Annotated in this window: 20 protein-coding genes and 1 tRNA gene; 16 read left to right on the forward strand and 5 right to left on the reverse strand. The window is 51.5% G+C overall.

The window, feature by feature from the left end; translation table 11 throughout:
* The first annotated feature begins 4 nt into the window (after positions 1–4).
* The 3 genes from BQ8005_RS08710 (at position 5) to ald (ending at position 5,899) form a co-directional block, all read left to right on the forward strand.
* Positions 5–3,196, forward strand: coding sequence for an efflux RND transporter permease subunit (locus BQ8005_RS08710; RefSeq protein ID WP_075317781.1), 3,192 nt, complete (start codon positions 5–7; stop codon positions 3,194–3,196).
* Between the two features lie 12 nt (positions 3,197–3,208).
* Positions 3,209–4,582 carry an efflux transporter outer membrane subunit gene (locus BQ8005_RS08715; RefSeq protein ID WP_075317782.1) on the forward strand — a complete coding sequence of 458 codons (1,374 nt, stop codon included), beginning with the start codon at positions 3,209–3,211 and terminating at the stop codon, positions 4,580–4,582.
* A 210-nt stretch (positions 4,583–4,792) separates the two neighbouring features.
* Positions 4,793–5,899: an alanine dehydrogenase gene (gene ald / locus BQ8005_RS08720; protein WP_021848657.1), complete on the forward strand. Its 1,107-nt coding sequence runs from the start codon at positions 4,793–4,795 to the stop codon at positions 5,897–5,899.
* Positions 5,900–6,009: 110 nt separating this feature from the next.
* Here ald and BQ8005_RS08725 read toward each other — a convergent pair whose 3' ends face one another.
* Positions 6,010–6,582, reverse strand: a complete 573-nt coding sequence (locus tag BQ8005_RS08725; protein WP_075317783.1) for an HdeD family acid-resistance protein — start codon at positions 6,580–6,582, stop codon at positions 6,010–6,012.
* A gap of 320 nt (positions 6,583–6,902) precedes the next feature.
* On the opposite strand from BQ8005_RS08725, the gene BQ8005_RS08730 reads away from it, so the two are divergent.
* The gene (locus BQ8005_RS08730; protein WP_075319062.1) at positions 6,903–8,540 is read left to right on the forward strand and encodes a B12-binding domain-containing radical SAM protein; all 1,638 of its coding nucleotides are present in this window, start codon (positions 6,903–6,905) and stop codon (positions 8,538–8,540) included.
* Here the strand turns inward: BQ8005_RS08730 and BQ8005_RS08735 are convergent.
* Together BQ8005_RS08735 and BQ8005_RS08740 are read right to left on the reverse strand one after the other, a co-directional pair.
* On the reverse strand, positions 8,504–9,052 hold the full coding sequence (locus tag BQ8005_RS08735) for a methylated-DNA--[protein]-cysteine S-methyltransferase (protein ID WP_075317784.1): 549 nt from the start codon (positions 9,050–9,052) through the stop codon (positions 8,504–8,506). The genes BQ8005_RS08730 and BQ8005_RS08735 overlap by 37 nt on opposite strands.
* A gap of 80 nt (positions 9,053–9,132) precedes the next feature.
* A tRNA-Thr gene (locus BQ8005_RS08740) sits at positions 9,133–9,206 on the reverse strand.
* Between the two features lie 249 nt (positions 9,207–9,455).
* Here BQ8005_RS08740 and BQ8005_RS08745 point away from each other — a divergent pair.
* The 6 genes from BQ8005_RS08745 to BQ8005_RS08770 are packed head-to-tail and all read left to right on the forward strand — an operon-like array spanning position 9,456 to position 13,841.
* Positions 9,456–9,980, forward strand: a complete 525-nt coding sequence (locus tag BQ8005_RS08745) for a DUF4199 domain-containing protein (protein WP_021848661.1) — start codon at positions 9,456–9,458, stop codon at positions 9,978–9,980.
* 48 nt (positions 9,981–10,028) lie between these two features.
* Positions 10,029–10,985 (forward strand): glycosyltransferase family 2 protein, encoded by a 957-nt coding sequence (locus BQ8005_RS08750; protein WP_021848662.1) that lies wholly within the window; start codon positions 10,029–10,031, stop codon positions 10,983–10,985.
* Between the two features lie 7 nt (positions 10,986–10,992).
* Entirely contained in the window at positions 10,993–11,481 is a 489-nt protein-coding gene (locus tag BQ8005_RS08755; RefSeq protein WP_075317785.1) for a DUF6452 family protein, read from the forward strand.
* Positions 11,450–12,223, forward strand: coding sequence for a DUF6048 family protein (locus tag BQ8005_RS08760; RefSeq protein WP_075317786.1), 774 nt, complete (start codon positions 11,450–11,452; stop codon positions 12,221–12,223). The genes BQ8005_RS08755 and BQ8005_RS08760 overlap by 32 nt, the downstream gene beginning before the upstream one ends.
* Before the next feature lie 15 nt (positions 12,224–12,238).
* Positions 12,239–12,826, forward strand: a complete 588-nt coding sequence (locus BQ8005_RS08765; protein WP_075317787.1) for a manganese efflux pump MntP — start codon at positions 12,239–12,241, stop codon at positions 12,824–12,826.
* The gene (locus tag BQ8005_RS08770; RefSeq protein WP_021847274.1) at positions 12,819–13,841 is read left to right on the forward strand and encodes an FAD:protein FMN transferase; all 1,023 of its coding nucleotides are present in this window, start codon (positions 12,819–12,821) and stop codon (positions 13,839–13,841) included. The genes BQ8005_RS08765 and BQ8005_RS08770 overlap by 8 nt, the downstream gene beginning before the upstream one ends.
* A gap of 128 nt (positions 13,842–13,969) precedes the next feature.
* Here the strand turns inward: BQ8005_RS08770 and BQ8005_RS08775 are convergent, their stop codons facing one another.
* The gene (locus BQ8005_RS08775) at positions 13,970–14,338 is read right to left on the reverse strand and encodes a DMT family protein (RefSeq protein ID WP_021847275.1); all 369 of its coding nucleotides are present in this window, start codon (positions 14,336–14,338) and stop codon (positions 13,970–13,972) included.
* Positions 14,339–14,362: 24 nt separating this feature from the next.
* Positions 14,363–15,106 (reverse strand): PP-loop family protein, encoded by a 744-nt coding sequence (locus BQ8005_RS08780; protein WP_075317788.1) that lies wholly within the window; start codon positions 15,104–15,106, stop codon positions 14,363–14,365.
* A gap of 125 nt (positions 15,107–15,231) precedes the next feature.
* Between BQ8005_RS08780 and BQ8005_RS08785 the strand changes: the two genes are divergently transcribed.
* The 6 genes from BQ8005_RS08785 (at position 15,232) to BQ8005_RS08810 (ending at position 21,729) form a co-directional block, all read left to right on the forward strand.
* On the forward strand, positions 15,232–16,686 hold the full coding sequence (locus BQ8005_RS08785) for a tetratricopeptide repeat protein (protein WP_083610533.1): 1,455 nt from the start codon (positions 15,232–15,234) through the stop codon (positions 16,684–16,686).
* A 19-nt stretch (positions 16,687–16,705) separates the two neighbouring features.
* A complete protein-coding gene (locus BQ8005_RS08790; protein ID WP_021847278.1) occupies positions 16,706–17,173 on the forward strand; it encodes an NfeD family protein in 468 nt (155 codons plus the stop codon).
* A gap of 61 nt (positions 17,174–17,234) precedes the next feature.
* Positions 17,235–18,236 carry a flotillin-like protein FloA gene (gene floA, locus BQ8005_RS08795; RefSeq protein WP_075317789.1) on the forward strand — a complete coding sequence of 334 codons (1,002 nt, stop codon included), beginning with the start codon at positions 17,235–17,237 and terminating at the stop codon, positions 18,234–18,236.
* 42 nt (positions 18,237–18,278) lie between these two features.
* Entirely contained in the window at positions 18,279–19,157 is an 879-nt protein-coding gene (locus BQ8005_RS08800) for a nucleoside phosphorylase (protein ID WP_021847280.1), read from the forward strand.
* A 29-nt stretch (positions 19,158–19,186) separates the two neighbouring features.
* Positions 19,187–20,581, forward strand: coding sequence for a tRNA uridine-5-carboxymethylaminomethyl(34) synthesis GTPase MnmE (gene mnmE, locus BQ8005_RS08805; protein WP_075317790.1), 1,395 nt, complete (start codon positions 19,187–19,189; stop codon positions 20,579–20,581).
* 251 nt (positions 20,582–20,832) lie between these two features.
* Entirely contained in the window at positions 20,833–21,729 is an 897-nt protein-coding gene (locus BQ8005_RS08810) for a helix-turn-helix domain-containing protein (RefSeq protein ID WP_075319066.1), read from the forward strand.
* Positions 21,730–21,757 lie beyond the last annotated feature (28 nt).

Raw genomic sequence — 21,757 nt, forward strand, 5'->3', positions numbered from 1 at the left:
CTTTATGAAAGGAAACATATTCATTAAAAGGCCGGTTATGGCCATATCCATATCCATCCTAATTCTTATAGTAGGTTTTATCTCACTCTACACCCTGCCCGTAGAGCAATATCCCGACATCGCTCCACCTACAGTCCGCGTAGAAGCTACTTATACAGGAGCCAACGCAGAAGCTGTAATGAACAGTGTCATCATGCCACTGGAAGAAAGCATCAACGGCGTAGAAGATATGATTTACATCACTTCTACCGCCACAAATGCCGGCACTGCTGAAATTCTCGTATATTTTAAGCAAGGAACCGATCCTGATATGGCAGCGGTCAATGTACAGAACCGTGTATCCGAAGCACAAGGTCTGTTACCATCCGAAGTTACGGCCATAGGTGTTAGCACCATGAAACGCCAGAACAGCTTCCTACAAATCAATAGCCTCATCAGCCCGAACGCACGTTACAATGAAACATTTTTGGCCAACTATCTCGACATCAATGTCATTCCCCAAATCAAACGTATTCAAGGAGTAGGAGACGTACAGCTGATGGGTGATACTTACAGTATGCGTATTTGGATGAAACCTGAAAAGATGGCCCAATACGGCCTGGTTCCTTCAGACATTACATCGGTACTGGGGGAACAAAATATTGAAGCTCCTACCGGCTCATTGGGAGAAAGCTCAGATAATGTATTCCAATATACCATGAAATACAAAGGACGACTAAAGGAAGTTGAAGAATTTGAAAATATGGTCATACGGTCACAATCGGATGGTTCTGTACTTCGCGTAAAAGATGTAGCCGATGTAGAATTAGGCCGTCAATCCTATAGTTTTCATGGTGAAGCAGACGGTGTGCCTAGTGTTACGTTTATGGTATTCCAAGTGGCTGGAGCAAACGCCACTGCCGTAAATCAAGAAATTACCAATTTGCTGGACGATTTAGCCAAAGATCTGCCCGAAGGAACGGAATTTATCCAAATGATGAGTGTCAACGATTTCCTTTTCGCTTCCATCGACAACGTGGTAGAGACACTGATTATCGCCATCCTGCTGGTTATTCTTGTAGTGTACTTTTTCCTGCATGACTTCAAAAGTATACTTATTCCTTCTATCTCCATCATCGTCTCACTAATAGGTACATTCGCTTTCCTATCCATAGCAGGGTTCAGCATCAACATCCTGACACTGTTCGCTTTAGTGCTGGCTATCGGTACAGTAGTTGATGATGCTATCGTAGTCGTAGAGGCCGTACAAGCCAAATTCGATGTAGGCTATCGCTCTCCATATTTAGCCACTAAAGATGCCATGAGCGACGTAACGATGGCTGTCATCTCATGTACCTGTGTATTCATGGCTGTATTCATCCCAGTCACTTTTATGGGAGGAACTTCTGGTGTATTCTACACTCAATTCGGTGTAACCATGGCAGTAGCTGTAGGTATCTCCTGTTTGAATGCTCTGACTCTCTGTCCAGCTCTGTGCGCCATGATGATGAAACCCTCTGAAGAACAGAAAAACGCACGAAGCATCAACGGACGAGTACGCGCCGCCTATAACGCATCCTACAATGCCTTATTAAGAAAATACAAGAAAGGACTGATGTTCTTCTTCCATCACCGTTGGATGGTATGGACTTCACTTGGAATAGCCTGTATACTATTGGTTTATTTCATGGCTACAACCAAAACAGGACTGGTTCCTCAAGAAGACCAAGGAACTATCATGATCAACATCAGTACCTCACCTGGAAACTCGTTGGCCGAAACCAATAAAGTAATGGACAAAGTACAAGATATCCTTAAAAATACTCCTGAGATAGAGCATTATTCACGCATCACCGGTTACGGATTGCTTTCAGGACAAGGGACATCGTATGGTACAGTTATTATTCGTCTGTATCACTGGGATCAGAGAAAAGGTAAGGAACATACCGCAGAAGCAGTAATGAAACGCCTGAATATTCAATTCAGTAATATTAAAGAAGCTCAGGTTTTCTGCTTCCAGCCAGCCATGATTCCCGGCTATGGTACAGGTAACTCTATCGAACTTTACATAGAAGACAAAACTGGAGGCGACATGGCATCCTTCTTCAAATCAATAACTGAATTTATTGGTGCCCTGAATCAACGACCCGAGGTAGCCATGGCCTATAGTTCCTATGCCATGAATTTTCCGCAGATAGCCGTCGACGTAGATGCCGCCAAATGCAAGCGTGCCGGCATCAGCCCCAACGATGTACTTGATGCAGTAGGTTCCTATTGCGGCGGTTCCTACGTATCCAACTATAACAAGTTTGGAAAAGTATACCGTGTTATGATTCAAGCTTCTCCCCAAAACCGTTTGGACCAACATGCACTGGACAACATGTTCGTACGCAATGGTGAAGAAATGGATCCAGTCAGCCAATTTGTCACACTTCGTTCTGTGCTTGGTGCCGAGATAGCCAAACGATTCAACCTTTATAACACGATCAACGTAAACGTGAATGTAGCCGAAGGCTATTCGACCGGTGAAGCCCAGCAAGCCATCCATGAAGTAGCCGAGCAAATGCTGCCTTCAGGTTACGGCTACGAATATGGTGGTATGGCTCGTGAAGAGGCCAGTAGCGGAGGCGCACAGACTGTCTTTGTCTATACTCTCTGTACTGTACTCATCTACCTTATTCTATCGTGCCTTTACGAAAGTTTTCTTGTCCCGCTGGCAGTCATTCTTTCTGTTCCTTTCGGACTGATGGGCAGCTTCCTCTTTGCCCGCGTCTTCGGACTGGAAAACAACATCTACCTGCAAACTGGTGCCATCATGTTGATTGGTTTGCTGGCAAAAACAGCCATTCTAATTACAGAATATGCCATCGAACGCCGCCGTACGGGCATGGGAATCATCTCATCCGCCTACTCGGCTGCACAAGCCCGTTTCCGCCCCATCCTGATGACCGTACTTACCATGATTTTCGGTATGCTTCCACTGATGTTCTCCACCGGCGCAGGAGCTAACGGTAACAGCTCATTGGGTACTGGCGTCGTAGGTGGTATGCTTATCGGAACTTTGGCCCTCATTTTCGTCGTGCCTATATTCTTCATCGTTTTCGAGTACCTGCAAGAGAAACTACGAGGCCCCATGCATAAAGAACCCGACGCACAAATCATCTACGAAAAAGAACAGACACTGATCGAAAAAAGTGCCTTTAACACAGAAAAGTAAACCGAGAACATTATGAACGCAAAACAAAAATTCATTATACTAGGTACAACCCTCCTGTTGAGTGGTTGCGGGATTTATACCAAATATGAACCTCAGGACACCGTTCCCGACAACCTGTACGGTGAAGAAGTAGCCTCCCTGTCGGCCGATACAACCAGTATCGCCGACATCGACTGGCGCGATTTCTTTAATGATCCCTATCTACAAGCATTGATAGAAAAGGGATTGGCACAGAACACTGATGTGCAAACGGCCAATCTACGCATCGAAGAAGCCAAAGCTTCTCTACTCTCGGCGAAGTTAGCCTTTCTGCCCTCCTTCGCCCTGTCTCCACAAGGTTCAATAAACACGGTGGAGAGTCAAGTGTCACGCACCTACACATTGCCAATTACAGCAAGTTGGGAATTAGACATCTTCGGAAAACTTCGCAATGCCAAACGACAAGCCAAGGCTGCCTATGCTCAAAGCGAAGATTACCGCCAAGCTGTCTATTCCAGCTTGACCGCCAATATTGCCAATACCTATTATACCCTGCTGATGCTTGACGAACAGTTGGATATTTCTCGTCAAACAGCAAATAGCTGGAAAGAAACCGTATCGTCTACTCAGGCATTGATGGATGCCGGACTGGCTGACGAAGCAGCTGTTTCGCAAATGCAAGCCACCTATTACGAAGTACAAAATTCGGTAATCGACCTTGAAGAACAAATCAACCAGGTAGAGAACAGTCTTTCACTACTCCTGGCCGAAACACCCCGACACTACCCACGAGGCAAACTTTCTGATCAAGAATTTACCTCTGACCTTAGTACCGGTATCCCTCTACAAATGTTGTCACGCCGACCCGATGTACGAATGACAGAACGCCAACTGGAACAAGCCTTTTATACGACCAACCAAGCCAATGCCGCTTTCTATCCCTCCATCACGCTAAGCGGCAATGCTGGATGGACCAACTCCATAGGTAGTCTCATTTCCAATCCAGCTCAGTTTATCACATCAGCTTTGGCCTCCCTCACCGAACCGCTCTTCAACCGTGGTACACTCATCGCCCGCCGACGTATCGCCAAGGCTCAACAGGAAGAAGCTCTGCTAGCCTTCAGACAACAACTGCTGGATGCTGGCACAGAAGTGAACGATGCTCTTGTATCCTATCAGACCAGTAAACGAAAAAAAGAGAACTATCGGCAGCAAATAGAAGCATTGGAACGAGCCTACACCAGTACCTCACTATTGATGGAAAATGGTAATACAACCTATCTGGAAGTACTTACCGCCCGCCAAAGTCTGCTTGCAGCCCAACTGTCCCAGACAGCCAATCAGTTTAAGGAAATCCAAAGCCTCATCAACCTATATCAGGCATTAGGAGGCGGACAAGAACTCTGACAACGCGACAAAACTACAGTCCCTGACCACGTTTCCTAACATCTCTCTTCATTCTTAATATCTGTGTCTACAAAAACAAGCAAGGAAACAACGTCGGGGACTATTTGCCTCCTAGCTGACTGTTTCTGTTGTAAAACACACTCTTTCCGTCAACAAGATGTCAACAAAATCACTATCTTGCAACGTGTTTAACCCCTAATACATAACATTATGATTATTGGTGTACCGAAAGAGATCAAAAACAATGAGAATCGTGTCGGCATGACGCCGGCCGGAGTGGCCGAACTCGTCAAGCGGGGACATACTGTGTATGTACAGCAAACAGCTGGCGCCAACAGCGGATTTACCGATGAAGACTATACAAGCGTAGGCGCAAAGATGCTTCCCACCATCGAAGACGTCTATGCTACCGCCGACATGATTGTCAAAGTCAAAGAGCCCATCGCTCCCGAATACAAGCTCATTCGCCGCGGACAAGTGGTATTCACCTATTTCCACTTTGCCGCTGACCGCGCCCTGACCGAAGCCATGATAGCCAGTGGAGGTATCTGCATCGCCTACGAAACAGTAGAATTGCCCGACCATTCGTTACCGCTGCTTGTCCCCATGAGTGAAGTAGCTGGCCGCATGTCTGTACAGGAAGGTGCACGCTTCCTCGAAAAGCCCCAGGGAGGTAAAGGCAAACTGCTGGGAGGAGTACCAGGCGTACGCCCTGCCCGCGTACTGATATTGGGTGGAGGTATCGTAGGATGCAACGCCGCACAGATGGCAGCCGGCATGGGTGCTGAAGTGATGATCACGGACATCAACCTGGCCCGCCTGCGCTATTTGAGTGAAGTGCTGCCCAAGAATGTGAAGACTCTCTACTCCTCGGCCCATAACATTCGCATGGAATTACCCACCATCGATCTGGTTATCGGCTCCGTGCTCATCCCAGGCGACAAGACGCCTCACCTCATCACCCGCGACATGCTTTCACTAATGAAGCCTGGCACTGTACTTGTCGATGTAGCCATCGACCAAGGCGGCTGCTTTGAAACGTCGCACCCCACCACGCACAGCGATCCGACGTATATTGTAGACGGAATCGTACATTATGCCGTAGCCAACATCCCCGGCGCCGTACCTTTCACTTCAACCATGGCTCTGACCAATGCTACTCTGCCCTACACCGTAGCCCTGGCCGACAAGGGTTGGCAACGCGCCTGCAAAGATAATCCTGCCCTCGCATTAGGTGTCAATGTCGCTGATGGAAAAGTTGTCTACAAAGCCGTAGCCGACGTCTTTGGATTACCATACGAACAACTAGCACTATAAAGATAGAAATCTAAAAAAACAAAGGCACGGATTTCACGGACGAAAGCGAAAGCCACAATCAGCTTGTCACGCGTATCCGTAAAATCCGTGCCTGCTTATTATTTCTATGGTCAATTCAATATTTCGGCATCTTCTGCACTGTCTTTCATCGTTTCCAGATCCTTAGGCAACGGACGACGACTGGAAAATTTAATCCAGTTCACCAATTCGGACAAAGCGTAAACCAAACACGTCACACCGATGATAATGAAAGCAGTAGAGCGAACACCCGTAGGATTGAATAGCGTAACTACACCCGCAATCAGAATTAGCAGCGGAACAACATAAAACCCACCGGGCACTTTCATCCAACTACGAGCCGCCATGAGCGATGCTATCTGCTGTACACCTCCCATCATCAGGATAAAGCCTAATACAAAGGTCAGCAAATCTGCAAAAAAATCGGGCATAATGACCAGCCACAAACCGAAAAGCAGACTGCCCACAGCCTCGATAGGGAAGCGAAGGCGGTTCTCAGGTTTCTGCACCAGATAGCCAATCAGACCAATGAGCGAAGGAACCAGAAAAACAACGCCAATAGTAATCACCAAATACTCACCGGCCTGTGCCGGAAACAGGACCAATAGCAGTCCGATAATCAAAGCGCAGATGATGCGCATCAATGAATAATTCATTCCTTTCATATCTTTATAAATATAGTATACAACATTCAGAACGAACGATTGGTTCGCCTACCGCAAATATACACCTTTTTCCAACAAGCCAAAAAGAAATTCCACTGAATTCCGACCTGCCCCACCCTACCATTTACTTTGAAAACACAAACAGGAACTTTAGCGTCGTAAAGTGCCACTTTAGCGAGCTAAACATGGACTTTACGATGCTAAAGTTGATAGTTAGAAAAACACATTTCCAGTGCATGAAGATTTTACATTCGGACAAATTGCGTACTTTTGCACAAATAAATTTCGAACATCTGTTTCTAACCACCAACAATATCTACATGAAACTTCTCTGGATTGACCTCAACAGTTCTTATGCCCATTCTTCGCTGGCATTGCCCGCACTCCATGCACAAATGACGGATGAAAACGACATACAATGGGAAGTTGTGTCGGCTACCATTAACGAGAACATTGGAATGGTGGTAGAAGAAATCTGCCGGCATACACCCGACATTCTGGCAGGAACCGCCTGGCTATTCAATCACGAACAACTGATGCATATCGCAGCGCGTGTAAAAGCTTTATTGCCTAAATGCTGCATCGCATTGGGTGGTCCAGAGTTTCTAGGAGACAACGAACACTACCTGCGTTGCCATCCATTCGTCAGTTGCGTCTTTCGAGGAGAAGGTGAAGAGACAGTACCTCAATGGCTGGCTTGCTGGAACCGCCCTGAAGCGTGGAACAACATCGACGGCCTGTGCTATCTCGATACAGAAGGCCGATATCACGACCAAGGCATTGCCCGTGTACTCAACTTCGCTGAACTTGTACCGCCTGAAACGAGCCGATTCTTCAACTGGGACAAACCTTTCGTACAACTGGAAACCACCCGTGGATGCTTCAATACTTGTGCTTTCTGTGTAAGCGGAGGCGAAAAGCCGGTACGTACCCTCAGCATCGATGCCATTCGCCAACGACTGGACATCATCTATCGGCACGGCATTCGCAATGTAAGGGTACTGGACCGTACGTTCAACTACAACAACCGACGAGCCCAAGAGATGCTCGAACTGTTCCGTGAATACCATCCACACATCCGCTTCCACCTAGAAATACACCCAGCCCTGCTCACCGATGAGCTTCGTAGGGAATTAGCATGTCTTCCACAGGGATTGCTACACCTGGAAGCGGGTATCCAAAGCCTGCATGAAGAAGTGCTGGAAACAAGTATGCGAAAAGGGAAATTGGCCGATGCACTGGACGGCCTGAAATATCTCTGTTCCCTCTCCAACATGGAAACACATGCCGACCTGATTGCCGGACTTCCCCGCTACCATCTGGAACAAATCTTCGAAGATATTCGTACGCTGGCCGACTATAAGGCTGGCGAAATCCAACTGGAGTCACTCAAACTCTTACCAGGTACCTACATGCGCCAGCATGCGGCCGAACTAGGCATCTGTTACTCTACCTATCCACCCTATGAAGTGCTTCGGACAAACGAAATCACAACTGCCGAACTACAAACTGCCCGCCGACTGTCTCGTCTGCTCGATGCTTTTTACAACACACCGGCCTGGCAAGAAGTGACCCGCCGACTGATATTGGACAAGGCGGAATTCTTACACCATTTTCTGGAATACCTGACCGAGGCCAACCTAATAGACCAACCGATGAGTCTGGAAAAGCGAGGACTGGTACTATACGAATACGTCAAGCGCTTTGTACCCGAATATGCTACCGCTGTAAGTATCGCCTGGATAGAAGCAGGCATGTCGTTGAAGAAGCTACCGGCCGAAAAGGTACGTACCAAACGTCAAATACCTCCTGCAACGTGGCAAATCATACAAGGTACCTACCACGAAAAGCTCCGTCTGTGCTTCCTCCCGACAGCAGAAGACGAAGGACACGGCTATTGGTTTGGATTTGAGTCGGAAATTCAGAAAGCAGCTCCCGTGTTCAAGGCACGTACCTGAGGAGCATAGACAGCTTCCAGTTCCAATAGAAAATGCTTGGCTTCGAGCCCTCCAGCATAGCCTGTAAGCCGGCCATTCCTGCCGATTACCCGATGACATGGAATGAAGATAGAAAGAGCGTTCTGCCCGTTGGCAGCCGCAACGGCTCGTACGGCACGAGGCATCGCCAACCGTTCTGCTTGAACGGTATAGGTACAGATTCCACCATATGGAATATTCAAAAGCTCCCGCCACACAGATAATTGAAATTCTGTACCTACGGGTAACAATGGCAGATCGAACACCTGCCGCCTTCCAGCGAAATATTCATCGAGCTGACGAACAGCCATAGTGAGAGTATCGTCCGACCCTAACCGATATTCCGCCTGAAGCAAACGGGCTACACGGTCTTCCACTTTTATCCTACAACGACTCTCCGTCCAATTGCACAAACAGAGTTTACCTCCCATAGTCCCTAAAAGCAAAACGCCACACGGAGACTCATATTCCTGAACAGTTATCCAATTTTTCATCGCTGACTGGGAAAAAATTTTTTTCTGACTGGGGAAAAATAAAAAAGGATGCATCGTCTTTTGACACATCCTTTTTTCTGAGCCTCTTGTCGGATTCGAACCAACGACCCCGAGATTACAAATCACGTGCTCTGGCCAACTGAGCTAAAGAGGCGGGTGGGTAAGCTTACTATATCGCGCCGCTACAACCAACTACCTTTGCTGCGGTCAAGCCCTGGAGGATTCGAAGGGAGCTGGCCGTATAGGACTTACCCGTTTTTGCGGTTGCAAAGGTAGGCATTTATTTTGATTCTGCAATACTTTTCCTTCTTTTTTTTGAATGAACGTTCAAATTTTACAGAAAGACAAAGGGTTACATACAAATATTATTTATACCTTTGCGCATAATTTCTAAAAGACCAAGATGACAGAAAACAAAAGCAGCATGCAACAATATGCAATGATTTTCGGCACCTATATGGGCCTGTTTTGGATACTGAAGTTTATACTCGTACCGTTGGGACTGACGTCCCCCTTCCTCCTCTTGCTTTTTATCTGCCTGACTATCTGTGTTCCCTTTATGGGATATTACTATACCAAGCTGTACCGTAACCGAGTTTGCGACGGAAGTATCACTTTCTTCCATGCTTGGCTGTTCAACGTATTCATGTATGTATGTGCTTCCCTGCTCACTTCGGCAGCCCATTACGTTTACTTCGCTTTCATCGACCAGGGCTATATCCTCAACACTTGCCGCGAAATGCTTGCCACGTTGAACCGTGAAGAGCTGCCCGGCATGGAAGAATATCTACGGCAGATGAAAGAAAACCTGGACATGGTAAGTTCATTAACCCCGACAGACATCGTACTGAAGATGCTAGGTAGCAACATCTACTATTGCACCCTATTAAGCATCCCGACAGCTCTGGTTGCTATGCGACGCAAGTAAAGAAACACCTTATAATCCCCAATAACGAACTAATCGGATACATTAATTATGGATATATCAGTAGTCATCCCCTTATACAACGAAGAAGAATCGTTGCCCGAGCTCTACCAATGGATCGTTCGGGTGATGGACGCCAATCATTTTTCCTACGAAGTCATCTTCGTCAACGACGGTAGTACAGACCGTTCATGGCAGGTTATCGAAGATTTGAAGAAACAAAATCCTGACCACGTACACGGCATTAAGTTCCGTCGTAACTACGGGAAGTCACCCGCTCTGTTCTGTGGATTTCAAAAAGCCGAAGGCGATGTGGTCATCACCATGGATGCAGATCTGCAGGACAGCCCCGACGAAATACCCGAACTGTATCGCATGATTACGGCCGAAGGCTACGACCTTGTGTCTGGTTGGAAAAAGAAACGCTACGATCCCCTATCGAAAACGATTCCCACAAAGCTCTTCAACGCTACCGCACGCAAGGTATCGGGCATCAAGAATCTGCACGACTTTAATTGCGGCCTGAAGGCCTACCGCCGCGACGTGGTGAAGAATATCGAAGTTTATGGCGAAATGCACCGCTATATTCCCTACCTGGCCAAGAATGCAGGCTTCAAGAAAATCGGCGAAAAGGTAGTCCACCATCAGGCACGCAAGTTCGGCAAGACCAAGTTTGGTGGGCTGAACCGTTTCTTCAACGGCTATCTGGACCTGATTTCTCTATGGTTTCTCTCGACCTTCGGCATCAAGCCCATGCACTTCTTCGGCTTCCTGGGATCACTGATGTTCATTTTCGGCTTCATTGCCGTCATCATCGTGGGTATCAGCAAGCTCTACTACATGCACAACGGCATGCCCTACCGGCTGGTAACCGACTCGCCCTACTTCTACCTGTCGCTTACGGCCATGATTATCGGCACGCAACTCTTTGTAGCAGGCTTCTTGGGCGAACTCATCTCGCGCAACGCCCCTGAACGAAACAAGTATCACATAGAGAAAACAATCTGACCCTATTATGAGAAAACTATTCCATTTCTTTCTGGCAGGAGTCGTGGCTTATGCCCTGGCCAGCCTGCTTTTTAGTTGTTCGGAAGAAGCTGACTGCTCCATGACCGACAACCGTGGTATGATCGTATGCAACGTCAGCCAGATAAATCCAGAAAATAACACGGCCATGAAGGATACGCTTGATTCGCTGACCGTCACGGCCGCAGGTACCGACTCTATCGTAGCCAACCGCCTGGCACAAGTTACGGTCTTTTCCCTTCCCTTGAGATATGCCGTAGACTCCACCGAACTCGTCTTCCACTATGTCAAGAAGGTGACCGATACCGTCGTTATCCGCCACACGAACAAACCTTATTTCATATCGATGGATTGCGGATACCAGATGCAACAAAGCATCACAAGCATCCGTTACACGCGTCACAACATCGACTCTATCTATATCGCAAACCCTGAAGCCAATATCAATGGAACGAAAAACCTTGAGATATTCTATTAGTCTGATAGCCTGCCTCTGTGTCGCCTTGACCCTGAATGCCCAAGTGAGCAGTACCAGCGGCACCGACAAACGGCCTGTGGCCCACAAGCAGGAGAAGAAGAAAGACAAGGACGTCCCTGTCTATCCACTCTTCAACGGCGTGGACCTGAGTGTAGACCTCTGGGGGCCAGGAAGCTACTTATTGGGAAGCGACAACCTGAGCATGGAAGTGGCCGCCGACGTCAACCTGAAGAACCGCTTCTTCCCCACCCTCGAAGTAGGCTATGGAAAGTCCGACACCTGGAGCGAGGATGGTATCCACTACAAGACTGGCGCTCCTTACTTGCGCATCGGAATGGACTACAACACCTTCTATAAAAAGAAATTCCAGCACAAGCTACTTGTAGGTCTGCGCTACGCCGTGAGTAGCTTTTCGTACGACGTGCAAAGCCTTTCTGTAGACGATCCCATCTATGGTGGAGGATTGGGCAACCCCAACATCACCGACGGCATCTGGGGCGGTAACCTGCCTCCCTTCGACCATACCGGCATGAAGGGTACCATGCATTGGATTGAAGTATGCGCCGGCATTCGAGCTCATGTTTGGAAAGGTCTGTACATGGGCTGGGCTCTGCGCTACAAGTTCCGCCTCTCAGCCACGACAGGCGAATATGGCGATCCTTCGTATGTACCCGGTTATGGAACCTACGGATCGAATACGCTAGGCGTATCCTATACGATCACGTACAAACTACCTTTATAACGAAAAACGTAAATTATGACTACGATTGAAATCTGGCTTCTGGCCGTCGGCCTGGCAATGGATTGTTTTGCCATCTCCATCGCAAGCGGCATCCTACTGAAGCGCACCCTTTGGCGTCCGATGCTGATGATGGCCTTCTTCTTCGGCCTTTTTCAGGCATTGATGCCCCTCATCGGATGGGCCTGCGCTAGCACATTCAGCCACCTCATCGAAGACGTAGACCACTGGATTGCCTTTGCCATCCTCGCCTTTCTGGGAGGACGCATGGTACGCGAGTCGTTCAAAGAAGAAGATTGCCGACAAGACTTCGACCCTACCCGCCTGAAGGTGGTGCTCATGCTGGCCGTGGCCACAAGCATCGACGCGCTGGCCGTAGGCGTATCGTTCGCCTTCCTAGGCATGAAGAGCGTAACGACCATCCTGTCGCCTGTGGGCATTATCGGTTTCGTTTCGTTCGCCCTGTCTTTGATAGGGCTCACGTTCGGCATCCGCTTCGGATGTGGTTTTGCCCGACGCCTGAAGGCTGAGCGCTGGGGAGGCGTCATTCTCATCCTTATCGGCCTGAAGATACTCATCGAACATTTGATACAACATTATGGATAAGAAAACAAGAAGAAACTTCCTCTGGGTGGCCCTGCTCGTGCTGGGTACCATCTGGATACTGGCGCGCCACAACCAGCCCGTGCCCTACCAGAAAGACAACGGCCTGATATTCGGCACCATCTACAACATCACCTACCAGCATGCCTCCAACCTGAAGGCCGATATCGAAGCCGAACTCCACCGCTTCGATGGTTCCCTGTCGCCCTTCAACGACACGGCCGTCATTACTCGCATCAACCGCGGCGAGGATATCGCAGGTGACACCCTGTTCTGCAACGTCTTCCGCCGAAGCATGGAGATTTCACACGAGACGGAAGGTGCGTTCGACATCACCGTCGCTCCCCTGGCCAATGCTTGGGGCTTCGGCTTCAAGAAGGGAGAATTCCCCGACTCGGCTACGGTAGACAGCCTGCGACAATTGGTGGGTTACGAGAAGGTGGAGCTCACGGCCGACGGACACGTACGTCGTCAGGACGACCGAATGCAACTCTCGTGTAGCGCCGTAGCCAAAGGATATGCCGTAGACGTCATCGCCCAGCTACTTCGACGGAAGGGCGTGAAGAACTTCATGGTGGACATTGGCGGCGAAGTGGTGGTGAGCGGACAGAACCCGCAGGGCAGCCTGTGGCGCATAGGCATCAACAAGCCTGTAGACGACTCGCTCTCACTGAACCAAGAACTCCAGACGGTACTGACGCTGACCGACGTGGGCATCGCCACCTCGGGCAACTACCGCAACTATTATTATCACGAAGGCAAGAAATATGCCCACACCATCAATCCGCACACAGGCTACCCCGCCCTGCACAATCTGCTTTCGGCCACGGTCATCGCCCGCGATTGTATGAGCGCCGATGCTTATGCCACGGCCTTCATGGTGATGGGCTTGGAGCGGGCCAAAGCCTTCGTCGAGGCGCGTCCCGATCTGGATGCCTACTTCATCTATGCCGACTCTACAGGAAGCTACCAGACGTACATGACGGAGGGAATGAAACGCTACGCAGCAGAGGAATAGACATTACACTTATTTGCATAAAAAAGAAAGCGATGCTTTTTGCTCGACAAAACTATGACTTGCCGAACAGAAAGCATCGCTTTCTTGTAGACATGGAACTGAAATGATTATCCTCCAAGTCTCCTTCGTCACTTATAGAACACGAAGTACACCGCCAGCACCAGGCAGACAAAGGCGGCAAAGTGGTTCCAGTGCAACGCCTCGCCCTTGAAGAAGACGGTGGTGAAGAGGGTGAAAATCATCAGCGTGATGACCTCCTGAATGACCTTGAGCTGCATCAGCGAGAAGGGGCCGCCGTTCTCGACGAACCCGATGCGGTTGGCCGGCACCTGGAAGGAGTATTCGGCCAGGGCAATGGCCCACGAGAAAAGAATGACGGCATAAAGCGGCCAGTTGGAAATGACCTTCATCTCCTGCAACTTCAGGTGGCCGTACCAGGCGAACGTCATGAAGATGTTCGACACGATGAGCAGGAGGATGGTGTAGAATGCTTTCATATCTATCAATATTAATTGTTACTATCAAATCTTGGGCGGGAGAAGCTCCTCCTGCACGTTCGTCATGCTGGCCCAAAGACTATAGCGCGCCTCAGGGTTCATCTCCTCTAGGCGGCGGAGGACGTCGCGCATGTCCGAACGGTGAGAATCGTGCTCGTAAGGGCAGTTCTTCACCTGCTTGCGGTAGGCGTGGGCGGCGGCCAGAGCCTCGAGGTCGGCCTCGTGCACCAGGCAGAGGGGACGGATGATGGTCATGTCGAACTTCTTCATCACCAGCCGCGGCGGCATGGTGGAGAAGGCGCCCTGAAAGGTCTGGTTCATGAGGAGCGTCACGAGGATGTCGTCCATGTGGTGCCCCAAGGCGATCTTGTTACAACCCAGTTCGTGGGCGGCGGTAAAGAGCTCCTTGCGACGGTTCCACGAGCAGAGGAAGCAGGGCGACTTGCGCGTGTCGGTCGAGGCGTCGAACTCCGCCTCACGCAGGACAAAGGGCACTCCCCTCTCCTCGCAGAAGGAGCGCAGGTAATCGGCATCAATACTATAAGGAATATTACGCATGGCCACGTGGACGGCGGTCAGCGTGAAGCGCGGACGGTAGATGCGCGCACGACGAGCCAAAAGCTCCGTCAGGGCAAGCGAGTCCTTGCCGCCCGAAAGGCCTACGAGAAGGTGGTCGCCGTCCTCAATGAGGTCGTAGTCCACGATACCCTTCATCAGACGCCGCTCGATGCGGAGCATCAGTTGTTGTTCTTCCGTCCTTTTTGCCATAACCTTCGATTTGCGGGCGCAAAAGTAGTGCAAAAGAATGAATTGAGGAAGAAAAGGAGACGCGAAGGGATATTATTTGGGATAAATTCGTATCTTTGGACGCAAATGACCTATGACTTCCACATATGAAAAAGATATTCAAGAATTCGATATGCCTGTTCGGCCTGGCACTGATGCTGGGCGGCGCAGGCGCTTCGGCGCAAAGCCTGAACGAAGCCAAAGCCTGGTATGAGGCTGGGCAATATGCCGAGGCCAAGCCCGTGATGGAACGCTACTACAAATCGCAACCCTCGAACGGCAACTATAGCCTCTGGTACGGCGTATGCTGCCTGGAGACGGGCGATTCCGAATCGGCCGTGAAACCTTTGGAAACAGCCGTCCGCCGCCGTGTGGCCAGCGGCCAGTATCACCTGGCACGCGCTTACGACCGCACCTACCGTTACGACAAGGCCGAAGAAGTGTGTACCGACTACCTGGACGAGTTGAAACGCCGCCGTCGCGACACGGCCGAAGCCGAACTCCTCCTCTCCGCCATCCACACCCACTCGCGCATGCTGAAGGGCGTGGAACGCGTGTGCGTGGTCGATAGCTTCGTGTGCGACAAGCAAGACTTCCTCGAAGCCTACAAGATAGGGCCCGAGGCTGGTACCCTGAGCCGCTATGCCGACCATTTTGCAGACAACGGACGCACGGGCGGTACCGTCTACGAGAACGAGCTGGGCAACAAGCGCTACTATAGCGAGCTCCAGCCGGACAGCACCTTCGGCATTCTGAGTAGCGCCCGCCTCTCCGACGGATGGAGCAAACCCGTCCTCCTGCCAGGCAGTATCAACGAGGGCGTCAATGCAGGCTATCCCTTTGTCATGGGCGACGGTACTACCCTCTACTACGCCGCCGACGGCCCCGAATCGATGGGCGGAACCGACATTTTCGTCACTCGCTACAACACTAATACGGACACTTACCTCGTGCCCGAGAACGTGGGCATGCCTTTCAACTCGCCCTACAACGACTACATGTACGTCGTCGACGAATACAACAACCTGGGATGGTTTGCCTCCGACCGCTACCAACCCGAAGGCAAAGTCTGTGTCTACGTCTTCATCCCCAACCCCTCGAAGCAAGTCTACGACTACGAGAACATGGACGAAGAAGCATTGCGCTGCCTGGCCGCCCTGAAGGACATCCGCCTGACGTGGACGGACACCACACTGGTGGACGAGGCACGCCAACGACTGGCCGCCGTGACCGAAAATGACAAGCAGGTGAAAAAGCCCGCCCGCGACTTCGAATTCATCGTCAACGACGACCATACCTATTACCAGACCACAGACTTCCGCTCGCCTCAGGCCAAAGCCCTGTTCGACCAATACCGCCAGCTGGAGCAGAGCTTCCGCCAGCAACGGGAGCAGCTGGACAAGGCACGCCAAGCCTATGCCGACGCCGACCGCACGGAGCAGGCACGCATGGCACCCGCCATCCTCGACCTGGAGAAGCATGTACAGAAACTGGCCAGAGAAGCAGAGCAGGCCGCCAAAGCCGTCCGCAAAGCCGAACTGGAAGCCATCGGAATCCACTAACCCTTTATACGCTAAGCATATGGACATTGCCATCATCGCCGTGCTGCTCATAGCGGCCATCATCCTGTTTCTGGTAGAACTCTTTGTCATCCCCGGCATCAGCATTGCGGGCATTCTGGCAGGAGGTTGCTACCTCTTTGCCAACTACTACGCCTTCACCCGACTGGGCATGACGGGCGGCTTCGTCACGCTGGGCATCTCGGCCGTGGCGTGTGTGGGGTCGCTCATATGGTTCATGCGCTCCAAGACGCTGGACAGCATTTCGCTCAAAACCGACATCCCTGGCTCGGTAGATCGCTCGGCCGAACAGAGTGTGCAGGTGGGTGATACTGGCATCACACAGACCCGCCTGGCCCTCGTAGGTCAAGCCAACATCGCCGGCCATCTGGTAGAAGTGACATCGGCCGACGGCTTTCTGGACGAAAAGACACCTGTCGTAGTAGTACGCATCACAGGCGGCACCATCTTTGTCAGCCGAAACGCGTAATTGTGATTTGTGATTTGTGATATTCGAAACTCAATTTGTCAACCTCTAAATAAGACTGAAAATGGACACAAGCTCTTTGTACCTGACCGCCTTCCTCGTCGTGGGAGGCATCATCTTTCTGATTCTGTTTTTCCATTATGTGCCCTTCTTCCTCTGGCTCTCGGCCAAGGTGTCGGGCGTCAACATCTCGCTGGTGCAACTCTTCCTGATGCGCATCCGTAACGTGCCTCCCTACGTCATCGTGCCAGGGCTCATCGAAGCCCACAAGGCAGGCCTGAGCAACATCACACGCGACGGCCTCGAAGCCCACTATCTGGCAGGCGGACACGTCGAAAAGGTGGTACACGCCCTCGTGTCGGCCGCCAAGGCAAACATCGACCTGCCCTTCCAGATGGCCACCGCCATCGACCTGGCAGGGCGCGACGTCTTCGAAGCCGTACAGATGTCGGTCAACCCCAAGGTCATCGACACTCCGCCCGTGACCGCCGTAGCCAAGGACGGCATCCAGCTCATCGCCAAGGCGCGCGTGACGGTTCGTGCCAACATCCGCCAGCTGGTGGGTGGTGCAGGCGAAGACACGGTGCTGGCTCGTGTAGGCGAAGGCATCGTTTCGTCCATCGGCTCGAGCGAAAGCCACAAGTCCGTGCTCGAAAACCCCGACTCCATCTCGAAGCTCGTGCTCCGCAAGGGGCTTGACGCAGGTACGGCCTTCGAAATTCTCTCCATCGACATCGCCGACATCGACATAGGCAAGAACATCGGTGCTGCCCTCCAGATGGATCAGGCCAATGCCGACAAGAACATCGCCCAAGCCAAGGCCGAAGAGCGTCGTGCCATGGCCGTGGCCAGCGAGCAGGAAATGAAGGCCAAAGCACAAGAAGCCCGCGCCAAGGTTATCGAAGCCGAAGCCGAAGTGCCCAAAGCCATGGCCGAAGCCTTCCGCAACGGCAACCTGGGCATCATGGATTACTATCGCATGAAGAACATCCAAGCCGATACGGACATGCGCGAAACCATTGCCCGCCCCACTACGGGTGGAAGCAATACGCCGCTGAACAAATGAGATAAAAATAACAAGTAACCCATTTTTAAACCCATTCCGAATATGAAAAAATACTTTCCTTCTTCCGAACTGATCATCAACGAAGACGGCTCCGTCTTCCACCTGCATGTGAAACCCGAATGGCTGGCCGACAAAGTGATCCTCGTGGGCGACCCCGGTCGTGTGGCCCTCGTGGCATCCCACTTCGAGAGCCGCGAGTGCGAGGTAGAGAGCCGTGAGTTCCGCACCATTACAGGTACCTACCAGGGCAAGCGCATCACGGTGGTGTCAACAGGCATCGGATGCGACAACATCGACATCGTGATGAACGAGCTCGACGCCCTGGCCAACATAGACTTCCAGACGCGCGAAGTGAAGCCCCAGCTCCGCCAGCTCCAGGTGGTGCGCATCGGCACGTGCGGCGGCCTCCAGCCCAACACACCCGTAGGCACCTTCATCTGCTCGGCCAAGTCCATCGGCTTCGACGGCCTGCTCAACTTCTACGCAGGGCGAAACGCCGTGTGCGACCTCGCCATGGAACGCGCCTTCCTGAACCACATGGGATGGACGGGCAACCTCTGCGCCCCCGCCCCCTACGTCATCGATGCCGATGCCGAACTCGTCGAACGCATCGCCCGCCAAGACATGGTGCGTGGCGTCACCATCGCCGCAGGAGGTTTCTTCGGTCCTCAAGGACGCGAACTCCGCATCCCCTTGGCCGACCCGCGACAGAACGAGAAGATTGAGCAATTCGAATACCAGGGCATGCACATCACCAACTTCGAGATGGAGAGCTCGGCCCTCGCCGGTCTGTCACGATTGCTGGGACACAAGGCCACAACCGTCTGCATGGTCATCGCCAACCGCCTCATCAAAGAGGCCAACACGGGTTACAAAAACACCATCGACACGCTCATCCAGACGGTGCTCGACCGCATCTGAGAACAGAATACATCGTCAACAAAGAGAAAATGAACCAAGATACCATCTGCGCCATCGCCACCGCCCCAGGCGGAGCCATCGGCATCATCCGCGTGTCGGGCCCCGACGCCATAGCCATCACCGACCGCCTCTTCACACCTGCCTCGGGCAACCCCCTGGCAGAACGGGCCGCCTACACCCTGACCTTCGGCCAAATCCTCTCGCCCGCAGGCGAAGTGGTGGACGAAGTACTGGTCAGCCTCTTCCGCGCGCCCCATTCGTACACGGGCGAGGACTCGGTGGAAATTTCCTGCCACGGCTCGGCCTACATCCTCCAGCAGGTGATGCAACTGCTCATCGGCCAGGGGTGCCGTGCCGCAGGGCCAGGCGAATACACCCAGCGCGCCTTCCTCAACGGCAAGATGGACTTGAGCCAGGCCGAAGCCGTGGCCGACCTCATCGCCTCGACCTCGGCCGCCACTCATCGCATGGCCATGAACCAGATGCGCGGAGGCTTTAGCCGCGAGCTGGCCCTGCTTCGCGACCAGCTCCTGCATCTTACCTCGCTCATGGAGCTGGAACTGGACTTCAGCGACCACGAAGACCTGGAGTTTGCCGACCGCTCGGAGCTCGAGGCCATCGCCGCCCGTGTGGAGCAGGTCATCGCCCGCCTGGCCGACACATTCAGCGTGGGCAACGCCCTGAAGAACGGCGTCCCCGTGGCCATCGTGGGCGAGACGAACGCGGGCAAGTCCACCCTGCTCAACGCCCTGCTGAACGAAGAACGCGCCATCGTGAGCGACATCCACGGCACCACACGCGACGTCATCGAAGACACCTTGAGCCTGGGCGGCATCACCTTCCGCTTCATCGACACGGCCGGCATCCGCCAGACCACCGACACCATCGAGAGCCTGGGCATCGAGCGGAGCTTCCAGAAACTGGAGCAGGCGGACATCGTCCTGTGGGTCATCGACGCCACCCGCGCCCACGAGCAATACCGCCAGCTGCGTGCCGACATCCTGCCCCGATGCGAGGGCAAGCACCTCGTGCTGGTGCTCAACAAGGCCGACCTCCTGCCCTCGACCGACGCCCCTACGCCTGCGTTCGACGACCTGCCCGACAACGCCTTCGTCATGTCCCTCTCCGCCAAGCAGAAAGACGGGCTGGCCGACCTCCAAAAGCGGCTGGTGGACTTCGCCTCCCTGCCGGACCTGTCGCAAACGGACGTGGTGGTGAGCAACGTGCGCCACTACGAAGCGCTGACCCACGCCCTCACGGCCATCCACCGCGTACAGGACGGGCTGGCTTCGGGCCTCTCGGGCGACTTCGTGAGCCAAGACTTGCGTGAGTGCCTCCACCACCTGGGCGAGATTGTGGGCGGCACCATCGAGACGGACGAGGTGCTGGGAAACATCTTCAAGCACTTTTGCATCGGCAAATAACTATCTGATTATCAATGAGTTAAATTGATTATAATCGATTGATATGGCGCTCTTTACGGGGCGCCTTTTTTGTTGCTCAAGTATCGTTGATAATCGTTGCTAAGCCTTTTTACGCCATTTTTTGTACCTCCTGTGTACCTCACAAGCCAAAAACAAGGTTTACTGCTTGCCAGATAGTGGATAACCTGGAACGCCTTGGAACGCTGTGGTACGCAATGAAACAGATTTGGCGAACTAAAAAGATAATTAGAATGGCTAGTAACATTGAAATTCAAAAGAAATGCGAGTGGTGTGGCACTATTTTTACCGCCCACAAGATCACTACCGCATACTGTTCACACAGGTGCGCAAACCTCGCATACAAAGATCGAGTTAGAAAAAAACGGATTCAAGAATTCCACTTGAAACACGATGCAGAATTAAAACCTAATTCTGAAAAAGAGTTCTTAACCCCTACTGAAGTTGCCGCATTTTTAGGTGTAGGCCGTACCTCAGTTTATCGGTATATCAAAAATGCGAAAATCAAAGCGGTCAGATTTGATGGGAAAACTCTTGTACGGCGTTCGGATATTGATAAGATGTTCGACTACATTACTGCTTCCAATAATGAGAATAAGCCCAAAGAGAAAACTCCAATATCAGATTTCTACACCACAGCTGAAGTCAAGGAAAAGTATGGCGTAAAGGATTCCTGGATATTTCATATCGCTAAGGAACATAATATTCCACGAACCTTTCACCGTGGAAAAACCTATTGGAGCAAAAAGCATATTGATGATTACTTTGCAAAGAAAGCTCCCGATCCTGAAATCAAGGAATGGTACAGCACACAAGACATGCAGGAGAAGTTCGGCATGACACTAACGGCCATCTATTCTTTTGTATCAAAGAATGCCATTCCCAAAAAGAAAGTCGGCATCATGGTGTACTACTCCAAGAAGCATGTGGACATTGCCAAAGGTCTCATAGCTCCCGAAGAGCCCAAATACTACACCATTGCCGAAGCAATGGAGCGATTCAATCTGACACGGGACCAACTCTACCATTATGTGAAATACCATAATATTCCCCGTATCAAGGTCGGTAAATATACCAAGATCCTGCGGGCAGAGCTGGACAAGTTCTTTGAGCCTCCAAAGATAGAATGAGCCGAAAGTTATTTTCCGGTGATAAATA

It is taken from the genome of Bacteroides togonis, assembly GCF_900130135.1.
Classification (GTDB): Bacteria; Bacteroidota; Bacteroidia; order Bacteroidales; family Bacteroidaceae; genus Bacteroides; species Bacteroides pullorum.

Bases quoted from the DNA above. Each gene is read 5' to 3' on its own strand.
- BQ8005_RS08710 (WP_075317781.1), top strand. From the start codon at position 5: ATGAAAGGAAACATATTCATTAAAAGGCCGGTTATGGCCATATCCATA.
- BQ8005_RS08715 (WP_075317782.1), top strand. From the start codon at position 3,209: ATGAACGCAAAACAAAAATTCATTATACTAGGTACAACCCTCCTGTTG.
- ald (WP_021848657.1), top strand. From the start codon at position 4,793: ATGATTATTGGTGTACCGAAAGAGATCAAAAACAATGAGAATCGTGTC.
- BQ8005_RS08725 (WP_075317783.1), bottom strand. From the start codon at position 6,582: ATGAAAGGAATGAATTATTCATTGATGCGCATCATCTGCGCTTTGATT.
- BQ8005_RS08730 (WP_075319062.1), top strand. From the start codon at position 6,903: ATGAAACTTCTCTGGATTGACCTCAACAGTTCTTATGCCCATTCTTCG.
- BQ8005_RS08735 (WP_075317784.1), bottom strand. From the start codon at position 9,052: ATGAAAAATTGGATAACTGTTCAGGAATATGAGTCTCCGTGTGGCGTT.
- BQ8005_RS08745 (WP_021848661.1), top strand. From the start codon at position 9,456: ATGACAGAAAACAAAAGCAGCATGCAACAATATGCAATGATTTTCGGC.
- BQ8005_RS08750 (WP_021848662.1), top strand. From the start codon at position 10,029: ATGGATATATCAGTAGTCATCCCCTTATACAACGAAGAAGAATCGTTG.
- BQ8005_RS08755 (WP_075317785.1), top strand. From the start codon at position 10,993: ATGAGAAAACTATTCCATTTCTTTCTGGCAGGAGTCGTGGCTTATGCC.
- BQ8005_RS08760 (WP_075317786.1), top strand. From the start codon at position 11,450: ATGGAACGAAAAACCTTGAGATATTCTATTAGTCTGATAGCCTGCCTC.
- BQ8005_RS08765 (WP_075317787.1), top strand. From the start codon at position 12,239: ATGACTACGATTGAAATCTGGCTTCTGGCCGTCGGCCTGGCAATGGAT.
- BQ8005_RS08770 (WP_021847274.1), top strand. From the start codon at position 12,819: ATGGATAAGAAAACAAGAAGAAACTTCCTCTGGGTGGCCCTGCTCGTG.
- BQ8005_RS08775 (WP_021847275.1), bottom strand. From the start codon at position 14,338: ATGAAAGCATTCTACACCATCCTCCTGCTCATCGTGTCGAACATCTTC.
- BQ8005_RS08780 (WP_075317788.1), bottom strand. From the start codon at position 15,106: ATGGCAAAAAGGACGGAAGAACAACAACTGATGCTCCGCATCGAGCGG.
- BQ8005_RS08785 (WP_083610533.1), top strand. From the start codon at position 15,232: ATGAAAAAGATATTCAAGAATTCGATATGCCTGTTCGGCCTGGCACTG.
- BQ8005_RS08790 (WP_021847278.1), top strand. From the start codon at position 16,706: ATGGACATTGCCATCATCGCCGTGCTGCTCATAGCGGCCATCATCCTG.
- floA (WP_075317789.1), top strand. From the start codon at position 17,235: ATGGACACAAGCTCTTTGTACCTGACCGCCTTCCTCGTCGTGGGAGGC.
- BQ8005_RS08800 (WP_021847280.1), top strand. From the start codon at position 18,279: ATGAAAAAATACTTTCCTTCTTCCGAACTGATCATCAACGAAGACGGC.
- mnmE (WP_075317790.1), top strand. From the start codon at position 19,187: ATGAACCAAGATACCATCTGCGCCATCGCCACCGCCCCAGGCGGAGCC.
- BQ8005_RS08810 (WP_075319066.1), top strand. From the start codon at position 20,833: ATGGCTAGTAACATTGAAATTCAAAAGAAATGCGAGTGGTGTGGCACT.